Annotated in this window: 27 protein-coding genes; 14 read left to right on the top strand and 13 right to left on the bottom strand. The window is 58.3% G+C overall.

Annotation, left to right across the window (positions count from 1 at the left end; genetic code table 11):
* The first annotated feature begins 136 nt into the window (after positions 1–136).
* On the top strand, positions 137–715 hold the full coding sequence (locus AC2FNU_RS05700) for a thymidine kinase (protein WP_496785876.1): 579 nt from the start codon (positions 137–139) through the stop codon (positions 713–715).
* Here the strand turns inward: AC2FNU_RS05700 and AC2FNU_RS05695 are convergent.
* From AC2FNU_RS05695 to AC2FNU_RS05675, 5 genes are all read right to left on the bottom strand, one after another.
* Entirely contained in the window at positions 712–1,662 is a 951-nt protein-coding gene (locus tag AC2FNU_RS05695; protein WP_496785872.1) for a 2-hydroxyacid dehydrogenase, read from the bottom strand. The two genes, AC2FNU_RS05700 and AC2FNU_RS05695, sit on opposite strands and share 4 nt — an antisense overlap.
* Positions 1,662–2,000, bottom strand: coding sequence for a tRNA-binding protein (locus AC2FNU_RS05690; RefSeq protein WP_496785870.1), 339 nt, complete (start codon positions 1,998–2,000; stop codon positions 1,662–1,664). The genes AC2FNU_RS05695 and AC2FNU_RS05690 overlap by 1 nt, the downstream gene beginning before the upstream one ends.
* Positions 1,993–2,808, bottom strand: a complete 816-nt coding sequence (proC, locus tag AC2FNU_RS05685; protein ID WP_496785865.1) for a pyrroline-5-carboxylate reductase — start codon at positions 2,806–2,808, stop codon at positions 1,993–1,995. The genes AC2FNU_RS05690 and proC overlap by 8 nt, the downstream gene beginning before the upstream one ends.
* Positions 2,809–2,847: 39 nt before the next feature.
* Positions 2,848–3,348 carry a type III secretion system chaperone family protein gene (locus AC2FNU_RS05680; protein ID WP_171091662.1) on the bottom strand — a complete coding sequence of 167 codons (501 nt, stop codon included), beginning with the start codon at positions 3,346–3,348 and terminating at the stop codon, positions 2,848–2,850.
* Positions 3,349–3,669: 321 nt separating this feature from the next.
* Positions 3,670–3,918, bottom strand: coding sequence for an accessory factor UbiK family protein (locus tag AC2FNU_RS05675; RefSeq protein ID WP_050604795.1), 249 nt, complete (start codon positions 3,916–3,918; stop codon positions 3,670–3,672).
* Positions 3,919–4,015: 97 nt separating this feature from the next.
* Between AC2FNU_RS05675 and lgt the strand changes: the two genes are divergently transcribed.
* The 5 genes from lgt to AC2FNU_RS05650 all read left to right on the top strand — a co-directional run bounded on the left by lgt (position 4,016) and on the right by AC2FNU_RS05650 (position 8,238).
* Entirely contained in the window at positions 4,016–4,903 is an 888-nt protein-coding gene (gene lgt, locus AC2FNU_RS05670; RefSeq protein WP_496785857.1) for a prolipoprotein diacylglyceryl transferase, read from the top strand.
* Complete coding sequence (locus tag AC2FNU_RS05665; RefSeq protein WP_496785854.1) at positions 4,900–5,967, top strand: class I SAM-dependent methyltransferase; 1,068 nt, start codon at positions 4,900–4,902, stop codon at positions 5,965–5,967. The genes lgt and AC2FNU_RS05665 overlap by 4 nt, the downstream gene beginning before the upstream one ends.
* Positions 5,964–6,722 carry a peptidoglycan editing factor PgeF gene (gene pgeF, locus AC2FNU_RS05660; protein WP_496785852.1) on the top strand — a complete coding sequence of 253 codons (759 nt, stop codon included), beginning with the start codon at positions 5,964–5,966 and terminating at the stop codon, positions 6,720–6,722. The genes AC2FNU_RS05665 and pgeF overlap by 4 nt, the downstream gene beginning before the upstream one ends.
* A 269-nt stretch (positions 6,723–6,991) precedes the next feature.
* The gene (locus AC2FNU_RS05655; protein ID WP_496785846.1) at positions 6,992–7,120 is read left to right on the top strand and encodes a hypothetical protein; all 129 of its coding nucleotides are present in this window, start codon (positions 6,992–6,994) and stop codon (positions 7,118–7,120) included.
* 335 nt (positions 7,121–7,455) lie between these two features.
* Positions 7,456–8,238, top strand: a complete 783-nt coding sequence (locus tag AC2FNU_RS05650) for a Hint domain-containing protein (RefSeq protein WP_496785841.1) — start codon at positions 7,456–7,458, stop codon at positions 8,236–8,238.
* 119 nt (positions 8,239–8,357) lie between these two features.
* Here the strand turns inward: AC2FNU_RS05650 and AC2FNU_RS05645 are convergent, their stop codons facing one another.
* Entirely contained in the window at positions 8,358–8,858 is a 501-nt protein-coding gene (locus AC2FNU_RS05645; RefSeq protein WP_496785837.1) for an Lrp/AsnC family transcriptional regulator, read from the bottom strand.
* A gap of 216 nt (positions 8,859–9,074) precedes the next feature.
* Between AC2FNU_RS05645 and trxB the strand changes: the two genes are divergently transcribed.
* From trxB to AC2FNU_RS05625, 4 genes are all read left to right on the top strand, one after another.
* Complete coding sequence (gene trxB, locus AC2FNU_RS05640) at positions 9,075–10,016, top strand: thioredoxin-disulfide reductase (RefSeq protein ID WP_496785832.1); 942 nt, start codon at positions 9,075–9,077, stop codon at positions 10,014–10,016.
* A gap of 109 nt (positions 10,017–10,125) precedes the next feature.
* Entirely contained in the window at positions 10,126–11,817 is a 1,692-nt protein-coding gene (locus AC2FNU_RS05635; protein WP_496785827.1) for an adenylate/guanylate cyclase domain-containing protein, read from the top strand.
* A gap of 196 nt (positions 11,818–12,013) precedes the next feature.
* Positions 12,014–13,732 carry a bifunctional sulfate adenylyltransferase/adenylylsulfate kinase gene (locus AC2FNU_RS05630; RefSeq protein WP_496785825.1) on the top strand — a complete coding sequence of 573 codons (1,719 nt, stop codon included), beginning with the start codon at positions 12,014–12,016 and terminating at the stop codon, positions 13,730–13,732.
* A 117-nt stretch (positions 13,733–13,849) separates the two neighbouring features.
* Positions 13,850–14,704, top strand: coding sequence for a hypothetical protein (locus AC2FNU_RS05625; RefSeq protein WP_496785822.1), 855 nt, complete (start codon positions 13,850–13,852; stop codon positions 14,702–14,704).
* Positions 14,705–14,753: 49 nt separating this feature from the next.
* On the opposite strand, the gene AC2FNU_RS05620 is transcribed toward AC2FNU_RS05625, so the two are convergent.
* From AC2FNU_RS05620 to AC2FNU_RS05610, 3 genes are all read right to left on the bottom strand, one after another.
* Positions 14,754–15,641: a PhzF family phenazine biosynthesis protein gene (locus AC2FNU_RS05620; protein WP_496785821.1), complete on the bottom strand. Its 888-nt coding sequence runs from the start codon at positions 15,639–15,641 to the stop codon at positions 14,754–14,756.
* A gap of 104 nt (positions 15,642–15,745) precedes the next feature.
* Positions 15,746–15,970 (bottom strand): DUF1150 family protein, encoded by a 225-nt coding sequence (locus AC2FNU_RS05615; protein ID WP_496785820.1) that lies wholly within the window; start codon positions 15,968–15,970, stop codon positions 15,746–15,748.
* Positions 15,971–15,975: 5 nt separating this feature from the next.
* Positions 15,976–16,389, bottom strand: a complete 414-nt coding sequence (locus AC2FNU_RS05610) for an Hsp20 family protein (protein ID WP_058275530.1) — start codon at positions 16,387–16,389, stop codon at positions 15,976–15,978.
* A 163-nt stretch (positions 16,390–16,552) separates the two neighbouring features.
* On the opposite strand from AC2FNU_RS05610, the gene AC2FNU_RS05605 reads away from it, so the two are divergent.
* The 4 genes from AC2FNU_RS05605 to AC2FNU_RS05590 all read left to right on the top strand — a co-directional run bounded on the left by AC2FNU_RS05605 (position 16,553) and on the right by AC2FNU_RS05590 (position 19,161).
* The gene (locus AC2FNU_RS05605; protein WP_050604880.1) at positions 16,553–16,777 is read left to right on the top strand and encodes a YdcH family protein; all 225 of its coding nucleotides are present in this window, start codon (positions 16,553–16,555) and stop codon (positions 16,775–16,777) included.
* A 76-nt stretch (positions 16,778–16,853) separates the two neighbouring features.
* Positions 16,854–17,339 carry a 5-(carboxyamino)imidazole ribonucleotide mutase gene (gene purE, locus AC2FNU_RS05600; RefSeq protein ID WP_496785819.1) on the top strand — a complete coding sequence of 162 codons (486 nt, stop codon included), beginning with the start codon at positions 16,854–16,856 and terminating at the stop codon, positions 17,337–17,339.
* The gene (locus AC2FNU_RS05595; RefSeq protein ID WP_496785818.1) at positions 17,336–18,091 is read left to right on the top strand and encodes an NAD(P)-binding domain-containing protein; all 756 of its coding nucleotides are present in this window, start codon (positions 17,336–17,338) and stop codon (positions 18,089–18,091) included. The genes purE and AC2FNU_RS05595 overlap by 4 nt, the downstream gene beginning before the upstream one ends.
* 2 nt (positions 18,092–18,093) lie before the next feature.
* Positions 18,094–19,161 (top strand): 5-(carboxyamino)imidazole ribonucleotide synthase, encoded by a 1,068-nt coding sequence (locus tag AC2FNU_RS05590; protein ID WP_496785817.1) that lies wholly within the window; start codon positions 18,094–18,096, stop codon positions 19,159–19,161.
* A gap of 13 nt (positions 19,162–19,174) precedes the next feature.
* On the opposite strand, the gene AC2FNU_RS05585 is transcribed toward AC2FNU_RS05590, so the two are convergent.
* The 4 genes from AC2FNU_RS05585 to groEL form a co-directional block, all read right to left on the bottom strand.
* The gene (locus AC2FNU_RS05585) at positions 19,175–20,338 is read right to left on the bottom strand and encodes an alpha-D-ribose 1-methylphosphonate 5-triphosphate diphosphatase (protein WP_496785816.1); all 1,164 of its coding nucleotides are present in this window, start codon (positions 20,336–20,338) and stop codon (positions 19,175–19,177) included.
* Positions 20,335–21,108 (bottom strand): esterase/lipase family protein, encoded by a 774-nt coding sequence (locus AC2FNU_RS05580; protein WP_496785815.1) that lies wholly within the window; start codon positions 21,106–21,108, stop codon positions 20,335–20,337. Before AC2FNU_RS05580 ends, AC2FNU_RS05585 begins: the two co-directional genes overlap by 4 nt.
* Before the next feature lie 38 nt (positions 21,109–21,146).
* Entirely contained in the window at positions 21,147–21,989 is an 843-nt protein-coding gene (locus tag AC2FNU_RS05575; protein ID WP_496785814.1) for a DMT family transporter, read from the bottom strand.
* 244 nt (positions 21,990–22,233) lie between these two features.
* Positions 22,234–23,014, bottom strand: a 781-nt coding sequence (gene groEL / locus AC2FNU_RS05570) for a chaperonin GroEL (RefSeq protein ID WP_496785813.1), incomplete at its 5' end; no start/stop codon positions are given.

Raw genomic sequence — 23,014 nt, 5'->3', positions numbered from 1 at the left:
GACGGCGTCGCTGTTGCAGATGTGGGGGTTCCATCCCCTAGAGCGTAGCTCGGCCTCTGCAGAAACAACGGCGACGTCGCTCCACCAAAATGATTGCTGTCTTGTTCCTTTCCGCCAAGCGATTTAGACCCGCGACATGGCAAAGCTGTATTTCAATTATTCCACAATGAACGCGGGCAAATCGACTGTGTTGCTGCAAGCCTCGCATAACTATCGCGAGCGAGGGATGCAGACCTATCTGATGACCGCTGCCATTGACGGGCGCGCGGGCGCCGGGCGCATTGCCTCACGAATCGGAATTTCGGAACAGGCTGATACGTTCCGGCCCGATGACGATGTGTTCGCCATGATCCAAAACCGCCTAAGCCAAGGCCGGGTGGCTTGTGTGTTCATCGACGAAGCTCAGTTCTTGTCGGATGATCAGGTCTGGCAATTGGCGCGTGCTGTGGATGATCTGGATGTGCCGGTATTGGCCTATGGGTTGCGGGTGGACTTTCGCGGCAAACTTTTCCCCGGATCAGCCGCCTTGCTGGCCCTTGCAGACGAGATGCGCGAGGTGCGCACCATCTGCAAATGTGGGCGCAAGGCCACTATGGTGATTCGTCAGGACGAGAACGGCAGGGCCATCACTGAGGGCGCTCAGGTACAGATCGGCGGCAACGAGACCTATGTCTCGCTCTGCCGCAAGCACTGGCGTGAGGCGATGGGCGACTAAACCGGATTGGGCAGTGCCCTGCCTGCGACAAAGGCCGCGACGTTGTCCAGCGCCATGTGCCCCATGCTGCTGCGTACTTCTTCGGTGGCCGTACCCAGATGGGGCAGCAAGGTGACGTTTTCCATTTCGCAAAGGGCCTGTGGAACTTTGGGTTCGAACTCATAAACATCCAGCCCTACCCCTGCGATCTGACCGGACTGAAGCGCCGAGATCAGGGCGGTTTCGTCCACAACCTCACCCCGCGCAATGTTGACCAGAATGGCCGAAGCGCGCATCGCCTCAAGGACCTGAGCGTTGATCAGATGGCGAGTGTCGGCGCCGCCAGGAACTGCCAGCACAAGGAAATCGACCGAAGCGGCCAGAGCCTGCAAATCGGGGATGAACTCTGCCGGGAAGTCCAAGTCTTTTGCGCTGCGGGACTGGTAAGACACCTGCATTCCGAACCCGAAATGACAACGCCGGGCAATGGCCTGCCCGATGCGACCCATTCCAACAATGCCGACACGCTTGCCTGTCACGTGATGGCCCAGCATCTGTGTCGGGTGCCAGCCCTGCCAATAACCCGATCGGACCAGCCGCTCGCCCTCGCCTGCGCGACGCGCCGTGGTCAGCAGCAGGGTCATCGCGATGTCTGCGGTTGCATCTGTGACAGCACCAGGCGTGTTGGTCACCTCAACCCCTGCTGCGCGTGCGGATTCGACGTCGATATGATTGTAGCCAACGCCGAAATTGGCTAGCAGTTTGCAGCGTACTGTACCGGCATCGGCAAAGACCTGCGCCGAGAACAAATCACCCAACGTCGGTACAACAATGTCGAATCCTGTCAAAGCGGACAGCATTTCCTGATGCGACATGGGGAGTGTGCTCTCACGTATCTCCACGTCGAACTCGGTACGGGCGCGGGCCTCGACCGCCGGTGTCATCGGGCGCGTGATCAACAGTTTCATCAGTGCATCCGTCCACCAGTTGGAACTTTGCCATCCGGTCCGATCAGAACGATCTCGCCGTTTTCATCGGGCAGCCCCAGCACCAGAACTTCGGACATGAACTTGCCGATCTGGCGCGGTGGGAAATTGACAACGGCCATGACTTGCTTACCCACCAGAGCCGACGGATCGTAATGCGCCGTGATCTGAGCCGAGGTTTTGCGCTCGCCGATTTCGTCACCAAAGTCGATCCACATCTTGATCGCAGGCTTGCGGGCCTCGGGATAGGGTTCGGCGCGGACCACCTCGCCTACTCGGATGTCGACTTTTAGAAAGTCGTCGAAAGAAATCTCACTCACGCGACAGCTCCTTGGATCGGTCGGTTGCTGCCTTAACGGCACGGTGCAGCAGGTCAGGGAACCCCTGTTCATCATGCATCAGCACTTCAAGCGCAGCTTGTGTTGTTCCGTTCGGGGAAGTCACATTAACGCGCAGTTGCGTCGGGTCATCCTCGGCCGCCATGGCCAATGCTCCGGCCCCCGCGACCGTGGACTTGGCCAGTTTCATCGCCAGTTCTGCAGGCAAACCTTGCGCCTCACCCGCTGCGGCCAGAGTTTCGATCAGGTGGAAGACATAAGCCGGGCCAGAGCCGCTGAGGCCGGTCACGGCGTCCATCTGAGCCTCATCCTCCAGACGCACTGTTTCACCCACTGCAGACAGCAGATTTTCGGCCAAATTCAGATCGTCACCAGAGGCGTGGCTGTTTCCGATCAGCGCTGTGATCCCCTGGCGGATGGCCGCAGGCGTGTTCGGCATTGCGCGAATGATGGGCGTGTCGACTCCCAGAACGGCTTCAAACGTGGCAATCGATGTGCCTGCTGCCACCGAAACAAACAGGCTTCTACCACCGCCCAGCGCCTGAATGGCTGGCAATGCCTCGCCCATCATTTGCGGTTTAACGGCCACAAGTACCACGGCAGGGGCTTCGGGCAGGGGGGTGTTGATGTTGACGCCCTGCCCTTTCAACCAGTCGGACGGGTACGGATCGATCACCCAAACGGACGCTGGCGGAAGGCCGTGTTCCAGCCATCCCGCCAGCATTGCGGACCCCATCTTTCCGCACCCCAGAAGCACAAGCCCCAGTTCGGCAACACGTGTCATATCCATTTGCCCCTCCCGCGTTACATATCGGTTTGGGGCAAAGCTTTACGCCCGGCCGTAGGCCTCTGCAATGGCCACTTGCATGGCTTCTTCTGGCTCTCGATTGCCCCAGGTCACCAGTTGGATCGCCGGATAATACCGCTCGGCGCTCATGACGGCGGCGGTGATCATCGTGTTGATCTGATCCGCGCTGGCCGTCTGTCCGCCTGCAAGGACCAGACCATAGCGGTAGACCATCAGTTTCTGGTTCGCCCAATAGGTAAAGGCACCTGCCCAGCACTGGTCATTCATCTTGTTGAGCAACTCATAGAGCTGCATTTCACGCTCGGCCGGCGGCTCCATTTCGAACGAGCACACCATGCGCAGCGTTTCGTCATAGTTTGACCAGGCCAGAGTGATTGAATAGGTCCGCCACTGGCCTTCGACGGCCATGGCAATCTGATCGTCCCCAATACGATCAAAATCCCAGTCGTGATGTTCGGCCAGATGTTCAACAATGTCGATCGGATGAATGTCTTCTTCGAGATACTGCTCGGAAAGGGCCATAATGCCACCTCACTAATCTCTAGCATTTCGGGGCTGGCAGCGCCCCAGCGCTAGTTGCCTGCTCTACAAGCCGGGCTTCCCCCGTAGGCCTGTACTAAATATGGTGCGATGTGGCGTGGGTTCTGGCAACCCTATTTCTTGGGGATAACAGCAATAAGTTGTGGACAGTCAGCAACGCAGGTCAAAATATTGGCACTTGGGCCAGCTTTGTCTTGATTAAATTCCGCAAAGCGTGAAAATACACGTCACCGCACAATCCGAGCTGGATTGCGCGGTTTCAAATGTTGCACAAAAAATTTTGAAACATGAAACGCCGAGGCGTTATTTGTCCAGTTTTGCCTCAAGCGCGGCGATACGCGCCTCAAGTGCTGCGTTTTCTTCGCGGGCCTTCTGGGCCATGGCGCGGACGGCGTCAAATTCTTCGCGTGTTACGAAATCGCGGTCGGCCAGCCAGCGGTCGATCATCGACTTCATCGCGTTTTCGGCCTCTTCCCGCGCGCCCTGCGCCACGCCCATGGCATTGGTCATCAGTTGGGAAACATCGTCCAGGATCTTGTTGCGGGTTTGCATGTGTTCACTCCGGTCTCACGGTTTATCTGTATATGGGCAAAGAATGGCGCGGGCTCAAGGTTGACTTGCCCTGCAAACCCCGGGCAATGAGACGCACATGCAGGCTGTTCTGAATTTCCCCGATCTGTCGCCCGAACTGTTCTCGATCTCGCTGTTCGGGATGGAGTTCGCGTTAAGGTGGTACGCGCTGGCCTATATCGCGGGCATTCTGATCGCCTGGCGGCTTGCGGTCATGGCGCTGCGCCGCCCGGCGCTGTGGCCCGCAGATGGCCCTCCGATGAAGCCCGAACAACTGGAGGATCTTGTCACCTGGATCATTCTGGGTGTGATTCTGGGCGGACGGCTGGGCTTTGTACTGTTTTACCAGCCCGCCTATTATCTGTCGCATCCGTTGGAGATCCTAAAGGTTTGGCAAGGCGGTATGGCCTTTCATGGGGGCCTGCTGGGCGTCATCCTTGCGTCCTACCTGTTTGCCCGTCGTCATCAGATCCCCACTCTGTCGCTGGGTGATCTGGTTGCCTACACCGTTCCACCCGGCCTGTTGCTGGGGCGGCTGGCCAATTTCGTCAATGCAGAGCTGTGGGGCCGCCCGAGCGAACTGCCCTGGGCCGTGATCTTTCCCGGCTTTGCTGCGCAGGACTGTCCGGGCGTGGTCGCAGGAATGTGCGCCCGGCACCCGTCGCAGCTGTATGAAGCCGCGCTTGAGGGCCTGTTGTTGGGCGCGCTCCTTCTGTGGCTGGTCTATCGCAGAGGGGCCTTTAAAAAACCCGGCATGATCATGGGCCTGTTTCTGGCCGGCTACGGCGCGTCTCGTTTTATTGTCGAGTTCTTCCGCCAACCAGATGCGCAATTCGTGTCGCCCGGCAATCCGCTGGGTTTGGCGTGGCATATCGGCGGCTATGGTTTGACCATGGGGCAGATCCTGTCACTACCGATGATTGCAATTGGGCTGTGGTTTGCCCTGCGTGCGCGGCGGGTGGCATGAACCTGACCGATCACCTGATCGCCCGCATCCGGCAGGATGGCCCGATGAGCGTTGCCGATTACATGGCCGAATGCCTGTTGCATCCAACGCTGGGCTATTACACGACGCGTGATCCTCTTGGGACCAAGGGGGACTTCACCACCGCGCCTGAGATCAGTCAGATGTTTGGAGAACTGATCGGACTGTCTCTGGCGCAAAGCTGGATGGATCAGGGGCGACCCGCGTCTTTCTCTCTATGCGAGTTGGGGCCTGGGCGTGGCACGCTGATGGCCGATATTCTACGCGCGACGCGGGGTGTACCCGGGTTTCACGATGCCGCACGAGTGGTGCTGGTCGAGGTCTCACCGGTGTTGAAACAGGTGCAGGCCGAGACCCTGAAAGATTACACCCCAAGCTGGATCAACAGTGTTTCCGACCTGCCGGATCAGCCCCTGTTGTTGGTTGCGAATGAGTTCTTTGACGCCCTACCCATTCGCCAGTTTTTGCGCGACGGCGACGGGTGGAGCGAACGTTTGGTGGGCGAGCGGGACGGCACGCTGCTGTTTGGGCGGGGTCCAATCGGACCACAAGTGGCGCTGAATGACAGGCTGTCAGATACCGGGGACGGTGATTTGGTCGAGCTGTGTGCAGCCGCGATTCCCATTCTGACTGTGATTGCCAGCCGGATTGCCAGCCATGGCGGCGCCGCGCTGATCGTGGATTATGGCGACTGGCGCTCGATGGGCGACACACTACAGGCCCTGCAAAGCCACAAACGCGCCGATCCTCTGGCAGCGCCCGGTCAGGCCGATCTGACGGCACATGTGGATTTTGAGCCTTTGGCCGAAGCAACCCGCACCTGTGGGTGCCGCCATACGCGCGTCACACCTCAGGGTGTTTTTCTGGAACGGCTGGGCATCACGGCGCGTGCGCAGGCTTTGTCCAAGGCGCTCAGCGGTTCTGAGCTGGACGCATTGATTGCCGCGCATCGCCGGTTGACGCATCCGGATGAAATGGGAAATCTGTTCAAAGTGATGGGCCTTTTCCCGGCCTATGCCGCCCCACCGCCAGGATTAGAGCCATGACATTGGAAATTCTGACCTCAGACTTGCTATCGCCATTGTGTCATGGGTTCTTCACCCGTCGCGGCGGGGCTTCGTCCGGCATCTTTGGCGGATTGAATTGCGGCTATGGCTCGTCTGACCAGACAGAGGTTGTGGCGTTGAACCGCAAGCGGGTGGCGGATGCTATGGGTGTTACGCCTGAGGCGATGATCGGTGTGCATCAGGTCCATTCACCCACGGTTCTGACCGCCGAAGGCCCGATCGATGGCGACAGACCCAAGGCCGATGCCATCGTCACTGCGACCCCCGGCCTCGCGTTGACGATTCTCACTGCGGATTGTCAGCCGGTTCTGTTTGCGGACCCAAAGGCTCAGGTGATTGGTGCGGCCCACGCGGGCTGGCGCGGGGCGTTGGACGGCGTGCTGGAAGCCACACTGGATGCCATGGAAGCGCTTGGTGCCAGTCGCAACGACATCAGCGCCGTCATCGGCCCCAGCATTTCGCAACGCGCTTATGAAGTGGGCCCCGAGTTTCTGGACGCTTTCATCGCCGATTCTTCAGATAACACCCGATTCTTTGCAAACGGGCAGGATGACCGACTGCAATTCGACCTGCCCTCTTTTGGCCTTCACAGGCTGCGGCAGGCTGGCGTTGGACAGGCAGAGTGGACCCGGCACTGTACTTATTCAGACCCGGATCGGTTCTATTCCTATCGTCGTGCAACGCACAGAAACGAAGCCGATTACGGCAGGCTGATCTCGGTCATAAGATTGTGATTCAGGCCCAGATTTAGGCGCCTTGCCACTTTTCCGCCACATTTGTTGTGTTTACCAGAAATAAGAATCGTAACGAGTTTTGCCAGCTATCAGATGAGTATCTGACGTTCGTGTTTTGAACGCTGGTGTGTTGAGTGAAAGGACTGTGCATCTTCACATTTCGTCTGCAAAACATCCCGGATAAGCCTTATCTGCGCCGCAAATCCGCGTCACAAAGGGTTCATACAGGATGTGGGAACAATCTTCCCGCGCAATGCAGGACCAGAAATATGAAACCCAAATCCCGCTTTCTCAAAGCCATGGTTGCCGCCACTCGGGACCAGAAGCTGGAAATGCCGTGGAAACGGGTATCAAGCCATTCTGCCAGGGTTGCCAGCCGTATTGCGGCCCGGCGCTGAAGCAGGAGAGCCCCAGGACCAAGCTGCCGGTCTGAATTTGGGGTAAACGCGCAACGGGCACACTCCGGCCCGATGTCGCTTAGGTCACAGGCAAAGATTTGTGACTTTTATCAGGAGTTTGTGTGTGTGCGGGCAATTGCCGCCCGTGAAGTACGAGTTTGTCTGGGGGGTCAATGTGTTGACCATTGGAACGCGAGATTTTGTCGCCATACGGGGCCGGAACGGTCACCGTCCAAGGGTTTTCCATTCGTTTCAAGACAAAGAACCTGTTCGTCAGGTGGGCCTGTACGGGGGTACGCCAGGCCTGTTCGGACATTTGAGGGGACGGAATATTTATGACTATTCCTAATTCACTGGCCCGTGCGGCCAGAAATGCCATCGAAACGTCGGCCATGCTGCGGGAAGCACCGCGGCCGGTCGCAAAACCCAAGGCGCAACTGCGCCGCTATGAAGTCAGCAGCCTGTTGCCAAACGGAGACGTGGCTCAAACCCGTCACATCGCACCCGCTCTGCCGATGTTTGAAGACGCCTTTTGCGCTTTTTCGCGCGGCTCGCTGGTTGAAACAGAACACGGACCGGTTGCGATTGAGGACCTGATGCCTGGCGACACAGTTCTGACGCAGGATGGAAGCTCGCAAACCGTGTTGTGGAAGGGATCTGTCACTCTGATCCCGGGGCGTGAGGATTCACGTGGGCGGACCCGCCCGCTGACTCGGATCATGGCAGACACGTTTGGGATGCAAAAGCCGATGTCGGGCGTAATCGCCGGACCCGCGGCGCGAATCGTCGGGTCTCCGGGGCATTTGCGGCACCTGCATGGCGGTGAACCGATTCTGACGCCGGTCGCCGAGTTTCAGGATGGGATGGGTGTGATTGAAACAATGCCGCCTACGCCTGTCGAACTGTTTCACATTTGCCTCAAACGGCATTCCGTTATTCGCGTAGATGGTTTACAGTTCGAGACATATCACCCAGGTGTGAACGCGGTTCGCATGATCAGCCATTCGTTGCGGTCGATTTATCTGAACCTGTTCGCTCACATCGAGTCGCTCAACGATTTTGGTCCGCTGCTGATGCCGCGCGCCGGAGATGGAGAGATCGACGCGATGTCAGCCTGAGCGTGATAAAAGGTACTGCATTATGGGGGGCATCATGCAGCTGGTACTAAGTTGGGTTCTATCCCTTGCGGTGGCTGCGATGCTGCCGCCAAACACAGCACATCCGAAACGTGTCGGCGTCACGCCATCCGGTTCATACGTTCTTCCAGAACGTCGAACGGCACGCCTGGCTCGTCTTTTGCGCCGCGGATAACAAGCGAAGTCTTGACGCTGGCCACGTTAGGCGTGGTCAGCAGTTCACCGGTCAAAAACTGCTGGAAACTGCTGAGATCTGGGGCGACGCATTTCAGGATGAAGTCGACCTCGCCATTCAGCATGTGGCATTCCCGAACCAGCGGCCATTCGCGGCAGCGGTCTTCGAACGCGCGCAATTCGGTTTCGGCCTGGCTGTCCAGCCCGACCATGGCAAACACCTGTACTTCGAAACCAAGTTCGCGTGAATTGACCTCGGCATGATAGCCGGTGATATAGCCGGATTCTTCCAGTGTGCGCACCCGGCGTAGACAGGGCGGTGCCGAGATTCCAACCCTTTTGGCCAGCTCAACATTGGTCATCCGACCGTCTGCCTGCAATTCCGCCAGAATTTTTCGATCAATATCATCCAGCCGAGTCGTGACCATAAAATGCTCCTGATTTTTCGGTTCTTATATCAGCCCCCCACACGCGCGCAATAATGTTTCGCACATGCGCAATTTTCTTTGTTTTCAAATCGCTCGTTTCCTGCGGATACAGCGCAAGGGGTCACAATCAGGATGGGGGTTTAAGCCGGGTCGGTCGGTCGCTATATCGGGGCGACGGGCTAACGGCCCATTTCAGGCAATTCGAGCGGGGTTAGCATGGCCGACACACGACACACCAAGGTTCTGATCATCGGGTCAGGGCCCGCAGGATACACCGCAGGGGTTTATGCCAGCCGCGCCATGCTGGAGCCCATTCTGGTTCAGGGGATCGAGCCCGGCGGCCAGTTGACCACGACAACCGAAGTCGAGAACTGGCCCGGTGATACCGAAGTTCAGGGACCGGACCTGATGGTGCGCATGCAGGACCATGCAAAGGCGATGGGTTGCGAAGTGATCGGCGACATCATCAGCGATCTGGACCTCAGCCATCGCCCCTTCACCGCCAAAGGCGACAGTGGCACAACTTACACCGCAGATGCGGTAATCCTGGCCACGGGCGCGCGCGCCAAATGGCTTGGTCTGCCGTCTGAAGAGAAGTTCAAGGGCTTTGGCGTCTCGGCCTGCGCGACTTGTGACGGGTTCTTCTATCGCGGACAGGAAATTGTGGTGATCGGCGGCGGCAACACTGCCGTGGAAGAGGCCCTGTTCCTGACCAACTTCGCCAGCAAGGTCACTTTGATCCACCGTCGCGATGAGCTGCGGGCGGAAAAGATCCTGCAAGACCGGCTGATGAAGAATGAAAAGATTGAACCGCTGTGGTTCCACGAGTTGGACGAAGTGATCGGCACTGACGCGCCATTGGGCGTGGAAGGCGTTCGCGTCAAACATGTCAAAACCGGCGAGATCACGGAAATCCCGTGCAAAGGTGTTTTTGTTGCCATTGGTCACGCCCCGGCGAACGAGCTGGTCAAGGACACGCTTGAGACACATATGGGCGGCTATGTCGTCACCAAGCCAGGGACAACTGAAACTTCGGTTCCCGGTGTGTTTGCGGCAGGTGATCTGACAGACCACGTTTACCGGCAGGCCGTCACAAGCGCCGGTATGGGCTGCATGGCCGCGCTGGATGCCGAACGCTTTCTGGCGGAAAACGAATAGTAGCAGTCTCTGGTCCCCGACACGGGTCGGGGAACACGCCCCGCCGCCTTGACCCTTCCGCAGTGCCGTATCAGGATTGTCACCAGACAGGCGAAAAACGGGTGAGCTTTTGAACAACGCTCTATGGCGCGGCGGGTGGGCAACCCGACTTCGGATCGGCAGCGGCCTGATCCTGTTCGTCTTTGCGTTTTTTCACTTCATTAACATCGGCCTGGGCCTGTTTCACACCGATTACCTGCACGGTATGCAGGATGGCCGGAAAGAGGTGACGCGCCACGACGGCATGAGCGTACTTCTCTATGCGGCGCTGTTCGTGCATGCCGGTCTGGCCCTGATATCGATCGCGCAGCGCAGGACATTGCGCATGCCATTCAGCACGGCGCTTCAGGTGGTTTTGGGCCTGCTGATCCCTTTGCAGCTGATCTCGCACATTGTTCACACGCGGGTCGCGCATGAGGTCTATGACGTCAATGACGAGATGGGGTACATCATCATATTGATGTGGCCCAGCGTTGCCGTCTGGATGCAAAGCGCGCTGCTTCTGATTGTCTGGGTGCATGGGTGCATCGGGCTGCATATGTGGCTACGACTTACCAGATGGTGGTCACAGGCGGTGCCTTATCTGATCGGCATCGCGGTCTTTGTTCCGCTTTTTGCGCTGGCCGGACTGCTGACCGAAGGTCGCCGCATCTGGGCCGATTTTGCTGACGAATTTCTGCGTGAACAGTATATTGAGCATTACAACTGGCCGTCCTCCGAAGCCTTTCAGACGCTGTTCAGCGTTAAAGACAACGCCCTGATCGCCTTTTGGATGGCTTTGGGCATAACGGGCCTTGTGTTCATTGGGCGTAAACTATGGCGACGTAGGCACTCCGTGCGCATCTCTTATGCCAAAGGGCCTGATGTCGTTGCGGAAAAAGGTATGACTTTGCTTGAGATTTCGCAGGCCAATGGCGTACCTCATGCCGCTTTATGCGGGGGCAAGGGACGCTGCACAACATGCCGCGTCATTGTTGAGGACGGCGGTGACGCACTGCCAGCACCTAGTGAGGTCGAGGCGCGCAGTCTGGCTGCAGTTGGCGCTTCGCCCCAGACACGACTGGCCTGCCAGATCCGCCCCACTGAGCCGACCACTGTTTTCCGTGTTTTCCGTCCAGATGGTGGGCGGATTCGGGGGCATGCCAGTCAGGGACAGGAACGCAAGCTGGCCGTTCTGTTTCTGGACATGCGAGGCTTTACCGCCCGCACAACGGGACAGTTGCCCTATGACATCGTGTTTCTGCTGAACCGGTTCTTTGATGCGGTTGTGCCCGCCATAACGGCTGAAGGCGGCATTGTGGACAAGTATATGGGCGACGGGCTGCTGGCGGTGTTCGAAAAACGCAATGCTGTGGCCTCTGCCCGTGCGGGGTTAAATGCGGCGATAGCGATCAGCCGGGCGCTGGATCTGTTCAACCAACAGCTTGAGGCAGAAGGAAGTCCCGGGATTCGCATAGGCATGGGATTGCATCTTGGCGATCTGGTCGTGGGCGAAATCGGCGCGCAAGGCCACGCCGCGAAAACGATCATCGGTGATGCGGTCAATGTGGCCAGCCGCTTGGAGAGCGAAACCAAAGCTCTGGGAGCCGAATTGCTGGTTTCTGACGAACTACTGCGCGCCGCGGGTGTGGATGTAGCACAAGCGGAGATCCGCGCTTTCGAGCTACGCGGCGTCTCAGAGCCGATTCCCGCGATGCCAGTGGTGCGAGCCTCGCAACTGGCTCCAAACGGACAAAAACAGGAACAGTCATACTCTGTGTAGGGGAATTCTTTCCGTTCTGAGGAACCATGTCACACAACTTTCTTCCGAATTAGAAATTCCTTCCAATTCTAGAAAAATCAGCGCATATCCTCCTTTGTTTCATTGACGCCGGTGGACTTCGCCCATCAGTCGGTGCAAATGCCCCGAAAACGCCTGATACCCACTGGCTAATCAACACTGCGATAAGAGTTTTCCAATGACGATGTTAAGCAATCTGGCCCCGATCCCCGAACTGTATGTGTCCTATGACTCGGCGCAGAAACTGAAGGTTGAGGCGGCGGATCTGACCAGCCATGACCTGAGCCCGCGCCAGATCTGCGATCTGGAATTGCTGATGAATGGCGGTTTCAACCCTCTGAAAGGTTTCCTGACCGAGGCCGATTATGACGGCGTAGTCGAGAATATGCGTCTGGCCGATGGCACGCTCTGGCCGATGCCGATCACGCTGGATGTCAGCGAGGACTTCGCTGAAAGCATCGAGCTGGGTCAGGACATCGCCCTGCGCGATCAGGAAGGCGTGATTCTTGCCACCATGACTGTGACCGACCGCTGGACGCCGGACAAAGCGCGCGAGGCCGAAAAGGTGTTTGGCGCCGATGACGACGCGCACCCGGCGGTGAACTACCTGCATAACGTGGCTGGCAAGGTCTATCTGGGCGGTCCGGTGACGGGCATTCAGCAACCCGTTCACTACGACTTCCGTGCCCGCCGCGACACACCAAACGAACTGCGCGCGTATTTCCGCAAGGTAGGATGGCGCCGCATCGTGGCGTTCCAGACTCGCAACCCGCTGCACCGTGCGCATCAGGAACTGACCTTCCGCGCCGCCAAAGAGGCACAGGCCAACCTGCTGATCCACCCTGTGGTCGGCATGACCAAGCCGGGCGACGTGGACCACTTCACCCGTGTGCGCTGTTACGAGGCGGTTCTGGACAAGTACCCGGCCTCGACCACCTCGATGTCGCTGCTGAACCTGGCCATGCGCATGGCTGGCCCGCGCGAGGCGGTCTGGCACGGTCTGATCCGCGCCAACCACGGCTGCACGCACTTTATCGTGGGTCGCGACCACGCCGGGCCGGGTAAAAACTCGGCCGGTGAAGACTTCTATGGCCCCTATGACGCGCAGGACTTGTTCCGTCAGTACCAGGATGAAATTGGCGTCGAGATGGTCGACTTCAAGCACATGGTTTATGTGCAGGAACGTGCGCAATACGAGCCGAATGACGAGATTCTCGACAAGGATGATGTCACCATCCTGAACATTTCGGGCACCGAACTGCGCCGCCGTCTGGCCGAAGGTCTGGAGATTCCCGAATGGTTCAGTTTCCCTGAGGTTGTGGCCGAATTGCGCAAGACCAAACCGCCACGCAGCCAACAGGGCTTTACCGTGTTCTTCACCGGTTTCTCGGGCTCGGGCAAGTCGACCATCGCCAACGCGCTGATGGTCAAGCTGATGGAAATGGGTGGGCGTCCTGTGACGCTGCTGGATGGCGACATCGTGCGTAAGAACCTCAGCTCAGAACTGGGCTTCTCGAAGGAACACCGCGACCTGAACATTCGCCGCATCGGCTACGTGGCCTCCGAGATCACCAAGAATGGCGGTATCGCCATTTGTGCCCCGATCGCCCCTTATGCCACCACCCGCCGGGCGGTTCGGGAAGAGATCGAACAATTCGGTGCCTTCTGTGAAGTGCATGTTGCGACCTCGATTGAGGAATGCGAACGCCGTGACCGCAAGGGCCTGTACAAGCTGGCCCGCGAAGGCAAGATCAAAGAGTTCACAGGCATCTCTGACCCCTATGATGTGCCACAAAATCCAGAGTTGTCCGTTGAGACAGAGAATGTCGACGTCGACAACTGTGCCCATCAGGTGCTGTTGAAACTGGAAAGCATGGGCCTAATCGCCGCAGGCTGACACCAGCGCACCACGACTTTTCGGCCTCCGGTTTCCGGGGGCCGTTTTTGTTTGTCCTGATTGACAAGCGCTGCACGGGTTGATGCTGTGTGGCGGGATGCCGGATAGACACATGCCATGAGTCGAACTTTGCCAACCATTGCCAGTTTCTGGTTCGGATCCGATCTGACCTGGCTGGAGCAGATCTGTATTCAGTCCTTTCTGGACCAAGGGCATGCGTTTGTTCTGTATCTCCCGCACGAGACTCAAGGCATCCCCGAAGGTGTCCAGACGCGCCCTGCCGGCGACGTTTTCTGGCCTCCACCCTATCCCCTGCAACCCGGCGACCGACAGGGCGTAGCTGTATTCTCTGACATCTTCAGATTGCATCTGATTCAGCAAAGCGAGGTTATCTGGGTCGATCTCGACGCATATTGCGTGAAAGCCTTCGACTTTTCCTCTGATTGGGTGTTCGCGCGTTCCAAAGCCGACGACTTTCCCACCGGGGTTCTGCGCTTACCCAATCACTCACAAACGCTTGCACTGATGCTGGACTTCGTGATGTCAGCAAACCCGACCCAACCATGGCGGGGTCGGCGTGCAAGACGGCATAATCTTGAGCGTATCGCTAAGGGCGAAAACTGGGGCATAGAAAGCCTGCCATGGGGCAGTTCTGGTCCCAAAGCCTTTGGGCATTTCTTGCGCCAAACCGGTGAAGACAAGTACGCGATGGCGGCCGAAACTCTTTACCCGCTGGCACCTGCCGAGCTTTGGAAACTGCATGACCCGAACGTGGCGTTGGACGACATCGAATGCGAAGTTACGCATTCGGTCCATGTCTACGGGCATCAGAAAAAGCTGTTGGCAACCCAGTTGGCCGGACTACCGGTTCCGGGATCATATCTCGATACGCTTTGCGCCCGACACGGGATCGACCCTCGGTCCGCGCCAATCACGCCACTGGACTGGATGCGACCTGCGCCAAGGGCCTAAGGGCAGAATGCTATTTCGATTTCCGACTGGGGTCGCCATGACCGGCCACTTAACGCACATCCGTCGGCAGATCGACCTGCCCGCGCATCAATACATGCCCACGTCCGGCGACCTTGATCCCGGTCATTCCATCTGTCGGACCGACGCGCGTGACGGTGGCCTGTCCAGGACGTCCCATGTCGTGGCCCTGTTCCGCGATGAAACTGTCTTTGGGCATCAATCCATATTTCCAAAGATACGCCGCCATTGCCCCAGTAGCAGACCCGGTGAAGGGGTCTTCGGGCGGGCTGGGTGGTGCCAGCAAAAGGCGCGAGAATGTATCACCTACATCGGTGGCTCCTTCGAGCGTCACCAGAAAGGGTTCAGCCATGTCCGAGCCCGAAAATCCCGCAGCCTCGGCCACTTTTCTCAACGGACCCTCGACCAGTTGAGCCGCCCGCAAGGCCTCATGATCGCGCAGAACGGTGATGCAGAAAGGCAGACCGGTTGAAACAAACTGAGGCGGAGAGATTATAGCGCTTTCAGGAAGGCCGATGGTCGAAGCCACCAGATCCGCCGGAACATGTGCACCAAATTGCGGTGCAACCTGGGTCATTTCGATCTCATCACCTGTCAACCGGATCGAAACGACACCTGCCCCGGTTTCCAGCGTCAGGCTCTCGCCCTCAATCATCCCACGTGACCGCATGGCAGCGACGGTTGCTATGGTGGGATGCCCGGCAAAGGGAATTTCCCGGCTGGCCAGAAAGTACCGCACGCGGATATCGGCCACATCCGATGGGCCAGTAAAGGTGCATTCGACCAAAGAGGTTTCGCGCACATAGGCCATGCACACCTGTTCGGACAAATGTGCACCGTCATGAACCACGGCACATCCATTGCCACCAAAGGCGCGGTCACTAAAGGCGTCTACCCAATCGAATTCGAACCAGCTCATGCGAAAAGCTCCCGGGAACAGGTCAAAGCGGTACAGTCCGCCAGTTCGTATGTGTCGCGTGTGTTGCGGGAATTGTCACGCCCCAATAAGCGCGGAGAGGCCGTTCAGTGAACGGCCACCGGGGACAGGTCATGCTGGCGGGCCAACACAAAAGCCAGCTTGCGGTCGGCTACCAGCGCCAGCTGCTGGCCATCGGAATCATGTACAGCATAAAGCTGGTTCAGATCCCCCGCCTGATCGCGCAGATCACGCGGCAGATCGGCAACCTCGACCGTTTTGACATAAACAATACGGTCGCCTTCGGTGTTGAGTTCTATCGGTGTATTCATTGCTCTTACCCCTTCCGTATGTTGATCGTTTGCACCACGGTTTCCGGCACAGCGCGGGTCAGATCCACATGCAGCAGACCATTTTCCATGATCGCCTCGCCCACTTCGACACCGTCAGCCAGCACGAACATGCGCTGAAACTGGCGCGCCGCAATGCCACGATGCAGGAATATACGCCCCTCGCTGTCATCGCGTTGACGGCCCCGGATCACCAGTTGGCGATCTTCGATGGTAATCGACAGATCCTCTTCGGCGAACCCAGCTACCGCAAGAGTGATGCGATAGGAAAAGTCCGAAGTCTGTTCGATGTTATAGGGCGGGTATCCTTCGTTGCCAGCCTTTGCAGACCGTTCCAGAAGGCGTTCCAGTTGCTCGAACCCCAAAAGATGCGGGTATGAGCCAAGAGTAAGTTTCGACACGTATTTTCGTCCTTTATTGTCAAAGCGACGTGGTGTGCGGCCCCGTTCTGGCAACCGCCTGTAATAGAATATGGGAAGAAACCAGGATGTCCACAAGGTCTGGCGCGATAACGTCTGACACACTATCTTGTTGGGTAAGCACCACAACAACCCCGAGTCGCCAATGAACGCGCCCACCGATCTTTCCATGAAAACTGATGAAGTTCTGCGGGTTGAGCTGGAAGTTTTCCGCCGTCAGCACCGCGATCTGGATGAAGCGATTGAAGCGCTACATGACCGGGGAACTGCGGATCAGTTGACGTTACGACGGCTGAAAAAAGAGAAACTGCGTCTGAAAGACATCATCCGCATCATCGAAGACCGCCTGACCCCCGATATCATTGCCTGAACGCTCTGTAGCGCATTGCCAGAGAACCGGATTTGGCTATAGTGCGCGCTCTTTCTGAGCGCAGGGACAAAAGCGGATGAGCGAAGTGAAAGTCGGGATCATCATGGGCAGTCAGTCGGATTGGCCCACGATGAAAGAAGCCGCAGATATTCTGGACGAACTGGGCATCGCTTATGAAGCGCGCATCGTGTCGGCCCACCGCACACCAGACCGGCTATGGGAGTATGGCAATACTGCCGTATCTCGTGGATTGCACGTGATCATCGCGGGCGCGGGCGGCGCTGCGCACCTGCCTGGCATGATGGCATCGAAAACGCGAGTGCCGGTGATCGGTGTACCGGTTCAAACGCGCGCCCTGTCAGGCGTGGATTCGCTGTATTCCATCGTGCAAATGCCCAAGGGCTTCCCCGTGGCCACCATGGCGATCGGGTCCGCCGGAGGGACCAACGCCGGCCTGATGGCTGCCGGTATTCTGGCTCTGCAAGACGAGGCTCTGGCCGAACGGCTGGACAACTGGCGCGAGGCGTTGTCGGCCTCAATCCCTGAGGAACCGCAGGGATGAGCCGGATCGGCCTCATCGGCACAGGTCACATCGCCGCCCCTATCGCGCGGTTGATGGCTACCAAAGGGCATGAAATCTGCGTGACCGAGCGCAATACCAAAGTTTCATCCGCTTTGAAAGCCGAGTTGGGCGTGACGGTCGCTGCCCCCCAGGAGGTGATTGATGCCTCGGACGTCGTGTTCCTGTGCCTGCGCCCGCATGTTGCAGCTGAAGTTCTGACCCCTCTATCCTTTCGCGCGGATCAACAGATCGTTTCGGTCATGGCGGCTGTTTCGGCCGAACACCTTGCCGAGTTGTGTGCGCCTGCATCGGATTTCGTGCAGACGATTCCACTGGGATTTCTGGAAACTGGCGGTTGCCCGATGGCCGCATTTGGCAATGATCAGCTGCTCGCCAGCTTGTTTGAGCCTGAGAATCCGGTGGTCAAAGTCGCCGATGAAGCTGCGCTGAACGCACATTTCGCCATTTGTGCCATGGTGCCCGGCATTCTCGATCTGATGGCCACCGGAGCCAAATGGCTGGGCGGTGTGACCGGTGATGCAGACAAGGCTGAGTTCTATACGACCCAGTTGATGTCAGGTTTCCTGGCCACGATGGAAAAAGGCACCGCAGGTCGGCTGGCGCAGGAACGTGACGCACTCGCGACAGAGGGCACATTAAGCTTGCAGATGACAGACACCCTGAAGGATCAGGGCGCGCATGACGCGCTGCATTCGGCGTTGAGTGCAATTGGCAAACGTTTGGAGAGTTGAAGATGGCAGAAATGCTTGCCCAAGGCGCGGTGATCGGAATTCTGGGGGGTGGTCAACTGGGCCGGATGCTGTCCGTGGCGGCGTCAAGGCTCGGCTTTGTCACACATATCTATGAACCGGGCGCGAACCCGCCTGCCGGGCAGGTCGCGGATCGTGTCACGACGGCACCTTACGACGACATCGATGCCCTGAAAGCCTTCGCCGATGCGGTGGATGTCATCACCTATGAGTTCGAAAACATCCCGACCGAGGCACTGGACATTCTGGAATCTCACCGCCCGATCCGCCCGGGACGCGAAGCGTTGCGGGTCAGTCAGGACCGTTTGACCGAGAAGAATTTTCTGCAAGACCTGGGCCTGAAAACGGCCCCGTTTGCGGATGTTTCCAATCTGGACAGCCTGAATTCGGCAATCGAACAAATCGGGACACCTGCCATCCTGAAAACCCGCCGCTTTGGTTATGACGGCAAGGGGCAGGCTCGGTTGCGCAGCCCCGAGGACGCCGAGGCTGCTTTGGCCGACATGGCGGGCGCGCCTGCTATTCTGGAAGGGTTCGTGGACTTCTCACACGAGGTGTCGATCATTGCAGCACGAGGGCTGGACGGCCAGGTGGCCTGTTTCGATCCGGGCGAGAACGTACATCGCGACGGTATCCTGCACACCACCACGATCCCTGCCCGTCTGTCACCTGCCCAGCGCACGGATGCAATCCTGCTGGCGGCCAACATTCTGAATGCGTTGGAATATGTGGGGGTCATGGGGGTTGAACTGTTTGTTACCCCTGGTGGTCTGATCGTGAACGAGATTGCGCCGCGCGTGCACAACTCGGGCCACTGGACGCAGAACGGCTGTGCCGTGGATCAGTTCGAACAGCATATCCGCGCGGTGGCGGGCTGGCCTCTGGGCGACGGGCAGCGCCATTCGGATGTGGTGATGGAGAACCTGATCGGAAACGACATGGATCGCGTGCCCGAGCTGGCCCGAGAACGGGACGTTGCACTTCATCTATACGGCAAAGCCGAGGTCAAAGCCGGACGCAAGATGGGCCATTTCAACAGGATCAAGCGTTAAAGTAATACTTTGCCTACGGCATCGTTGCGTTCAGAAAGCGTGCCGCAATGTCCCCTGACATGTGGCTGACACGCCCACCGGCCATGGTCGCTGCGACCCGGTGGGTGGCCGTGTCGAGAATGACCAAATCACCCCGTTTGCCGGGGGCAAGTGTGCCCCGGTCCGGCAGATCAAGCACTTTTGCGGGGCCCACAGAAATCAGGCTCCACGCACCTTCGAAATCAAGCAGACCGGTTTTGAACAGCATCAATGCGGCCCGGCGTGGGCTTGGGTAATGATAGTCAGAAGCCAGCGCATCGCAGAGACCCATAGCGATCAGTTCGACCGCACTGGCATTGCCTTTATGCGATCCACCCCGCACCACGTTGGGTGAGCCTAGGATGATATGATCCCCGGCAGAACGCGCGGCCTCGGCAGCGTCAAGCGTTTCCGGGAATTCGGCAATGCGGACACCTCGGTCGCGCCACCATGCCCTTGCTTCAGCGGTGGCGTCATCATGGCTGCCTAGACGTGTGCCCATATCTTTAAGGTCAGCACACAGTGCCTCGACCGCCGCTGGCACCTCGTTGCGACGCGCATGCATGCTGAGCAACATCTCAAAATGCGCCTCGGGATTGCGACCGGCCTTCAGCGCCTGCCCAGTCAGGCGCGGAGGCTTTTTGCCCTGCGCCAAGCGATCATGCGGCAGATGATCATTGAACACCACATAAGGCACCTGCCAATCAGCGATGCGGCGGGCCAATCCGGCATAGTCCTCAAGCATATTGGTCTCAAACCGCAATTGCGGGATCAGATCGGTGACGGTGCTGTCTTTCACGGCGGCAATGGCCCGAAACACCTGCGCCGCAAAGTCCGGTCCCCGCACGCCGCCTTCCCAGCTGTAAAACTGAGCCAGCACTGCTGTGGTAATACCGTTCGCAGCTAACTCGGCCTCGACCGAAAAAATACCTTCATTCATCTGCTTCATCGCTCCGCGTCGCGGGGCGATATGGCGTTCGAACCCGTCCCCGTGCAGATCGATGATACCGGGCAGGACAAGATAGCCGCTCAGATCAACCCTTCGCCCGGTGGGTTCTGCCTGTATCACGCCTTCTGCCAGGGTCAGGTCCGCGCGCGACAAACCCTGACCCGGCAACAGAACCTCTGCGCCGGTCAATGTCAGGTTCAATGCAGTCATCGTGAGGGCTCCGAGGCCGGGTTTGAGCAGTCTTGCCCGATACAGATCTCGTCTATTATGTCCATCACGCCATCGAGCCAAGTGATCTGCGGATCGAACCGTCCGAATTCGATGAAATGCAGTGCCTGGGCCATGACGCGCGGATTGTTCATCATGAAAGTGTGAGTCACCGGCAGAACAAGATGATCGGTCATGCCTTCGACTTTGGTGCTTTCAATCGAAACCTTGCCATCGTCGGGCCCATCGATGATCGAAGAAAATACAAGGTTCAGAGATTCATTTCCCGCAATGACACCCAGTTCGAAATCCACCGCGGGCAGACGACGAGGGATGCCTTCGGGCCCTGTGCTCAGCTGCAGACCAGCAGGACCGTTCAGATACCCGAACACCTCCCACGCGCTAAGCTCGTCGACCAGCTGACTGCCTTGGTTCGGCGGGCCCAGCATGACCGCTCGGCCCATGTTGGCGGGGTGATGATCCTTGAGCCAATACCGCAGCAGGATGCCGCCCATGGAATGCGCGACAACATTGACTTTATCTTCCCCGCAAGCGGCAAAAGCATCGGGCAGGGTCCGTTCAGCAAGTTCCGGAATGCCAATTTCGGTCGATGGGTATCCGGGGCGCACGACCTTATAGCCGTGTGCTTCGAACAACTCCTCCATCACGGCAAACGAAGCCTCGGTCCGCGCCAGCCCATGCAAAAGGATCACGCATTTCGCGCTGGCTGCGGCAGGGAAAATGAAAAACAGCAGGGCAATCAATAGTCTCATACGCGCCAGATAAAGCCTATGAGACGCCGATGAAAGCCCTAGCTCCGCTGACGTTGCAGCACGGCCAGCGCAATACCGCCCAGAACCACAGCTGCGCCAAAGACCAGCCGGGCGCTGGCAGTTTCACCCAGCAGCACAACACCCCCCAGGATCGCGATCACAGGCACGCTGAGTTGCACCACGGCAGCCACTGTTGGCGCAAGTTTCGGCAACACGCGATACCACAAAGCGTATCCCAACCCTGACGTAATACCCCCGGACACAGCTGCCAGCACATAGCCCATACCAGTCATGTGCCATTCTGCCCCGGTGACAAGCAGGGTTAATCCGGTGACAGGCAGAGCGATAAGGAAATTTGCCGCTGTGCCCTGCAAAGCATCTGGTTCAGATCGCCCTGCCAAAGAATAGGCGGCCCATCCGACACCAGCGGCAATCATCAGGGCGGTGCCCGCCGGGTCAACCCGCACCGTGCCCGATGGCCAAAGGACATAGGCCAAACCCGCCAAAGCCATGGCCGCGCCCGCCAACTGTTGCCGGGTCGGCAGCGTACCCTTGGCGGCCGTGAAAGCAAACATCGTGATTTGAACAACGGCAAACAAAACCAACGCACCAAGACCAGCATCCAGTGTCAGGTACGCCAGGGAAAACCCGATCATGTACAGAGACAATGAACCCGCTCCAATGACCCGCCGACGGTTGTGCAAAGGCAAATGCCCGCCACGTGCCAGAACCAGCGCGGTCAAAACCAGCGCGCCAGCCAGCACTCGCACAACCGCGAAACCGGCCGGATCGCTGGCGCCGCTGTCGATAGCCAACCGGTTCAGGATGGAATTTGCCGCAAAGGCGCACATCGTCAGGGCGGTCAGAACAAATAGTCTCATGGAACCCGCATATCCGGTTGCAAGCGATATGGACACTCACAATCCTTGGACATGCTGCCCGTTCTTCATCTTTTCCAAAATACTCCCGCCGGAGGCATAGCCGCAAAGCGGCTATCGGCAACAAAACGGGGCCGCCCGAAGGCGACCCCGAAAACTAGTACTGTGTCACCCCTCTCGGTAGCTTGGCCATTCAGCCAATCACCTGTCGGGACCGTCAGAATTCGCCGCGGCGAATTCGACGTGGTTACATCATGCCGCCCATGCCGCCCATGTCGGGCATGCCGCCTGCAGCAGGTGCGTCTTTCTGCGGCTTGTCGGCAACCATAGCTTCGGTGGTGACCAGCAGGCCAGCAACCGATGCCGCATCTTCCAGAGCGGTACGGACAACTTTGGCCGGGTCGATGACACCGAACGAGAACATGTCGCCATATTCTTCGGTCTGCGCGTTGAAGCCGAATGCTGCGTCCGAAGACTCACGGACTTTGCCCGCAACAACCGCACCATCGACACCTGCGTTTTCAGCGATCTGGCGCAGCGGCGCTTCGATGGCTTTGCGAACGATGTTGATGCCTGCGTTCTGATCCGCGTTTGCACCTTCCAGAGCGTCCAGTGCTTTACCGGCCTGAACCAGAGCAACACCACCACCCACAACAACGCCTTCCTGAACGGCGGCGCGGGTTGCGTTCAGAGCATCGTCCACACGGTCCTTACGCTCTTTCACTTCAACTTCGGTCATGCCGCCGACGCGGATAACAGCAACACCGCCTGCCAGTTTGGCAACACGCTCTTGCAGCTTCTCACGGTCGTAGTCGCTGGTGGTTTCTTCGATCTGAGTGCGGATCTGGCCAACACGGGCTTCGATCTCGGCTTTCTCGCCAGCACCGTCGACGATGGTGGTTTCGTCTTTGGTGATTTCGATCTTCTTGGCGGTGCCCAGCATGTCCATGGTGACGGACTCGAGCTTCATGCCCAGATCTTCGCTGATGACCTGACCGCCGGTCAGGATTGCGATGTCCTGCAGCATG

It is taken from the genome of Ruegeria sp. BHSB064 (assembly GCF_059613205.1).
This window is presented reverse-complemented; position numbering and strand designations above follow the sequence as displayed.